Genomic DNA, 305 nt, shown 5'->3' with positions numbered 1-305 from the left:
TCGAACCAATGTGTACAATATGTGTTTACCATTCCAAACGGATTAGATCCAAAGACAATTGAAAAGAAATGGTTTTGCTTTCAGCAAATATTAGGGCAGAATGTAGCGATTGAGGGAGATATTAAAAGGTTTGTACTCCATGTATTTCATTCTGATGGGGGGTTAAAACCATACAACTACAGTTACAAGCAATGGCAGCCGTTATTAAAAGAATATCGCCTTCCAATTGTAGTAGGACGTGACCAATTTGGAAATAGGATTGTGTACGATATGGTGGATGCAAACACACCGCATCTTCTCATTGC

Annotated in this window: 1 pseudogene; it reads left to right on the top strand. The window is 38.4% G+C overall.

What is annotated here, in order from left to right:
- Positions 1-305, top strand: a pseudogene (locus ACODS7_RS32980) (FtsK/SpoIIIE domain-containing protein); the annotation flags it as partial.

The sequence above is a fragment of the Bacillus sp. FG16 genome, assembly GCF_057809515.1.
This window is presented reverse-complemented; position numbering and strand designations above follow the sequence as displayed.